General features: G+C 32.4%; 1 protein-coding gene. It reads right to left on the reverse strand.

Annotated features, from left to right (window positions below; genetic code table 11):
* Positions 1 to 410 (reverse strand): hypothetical protein (locus CCZ01_RS10030; protein ID WP_146745258.1); only part of this gene is annotated, 410 nt, incomplete at its 3' end.
* Positions 411 to 571: the final 161 nt, after the last annotated feature.

Here is a 571-nt window from a genome sequence, read left to right on the forward strand (position 1 = left end):
CTTTGCACAATCTGATTTAAAACGCCTCGCTCATCAGAAAACCATTCACCTTTTTTGAATGTAAGCTCTGAAGGAGGTTTAATGTCTTCTTTTTTAGGAAGTTGTAAGTAAAACTGATAACCTTCTTCTCTTGCTTGTTTATAAAAGTCTTTTAAGATGTTTTCATCTTTAAACCATTCAAGTTGTTTGATGTCTGGATTATCTTTTGTAGATTGGCTCAAAAGTGGTGTTTTTCCTCCAAATTCACGCATTTGTTCATTAATGTTTCTTTGCAGCTCTAAAAGAAACAATTCCTCTGGCTCAACAATTTCTGCAATAATTTCGTCATTCTCTACAGGGATAAGATTTTTTTCAACATAAGGAATAATTTCTGTGCTTGGCTTTTTGAAAACACGATGAGGAATTCCCACCTAAACATTCTCATTAGATAAAGAAAACATTAGAGATGTGAAATATATGCACCTTTTGCATACTTAAAACTTCTTTCTATTCACATCATCCATAATCTTTACAGCAATATTATCTACAGTGTTGCTGATTTCTTGCGATTGGTTGGCAATATCTAATATTT

The sequence above is a fragment of the Helicobacter monodelphidis genome (assembly GCF_003288845.1).
GTDB lineage: Bacteria > Campylobacterota > Campylobacteria > Campylobacterales > Helicobacteraceae > NHYN01.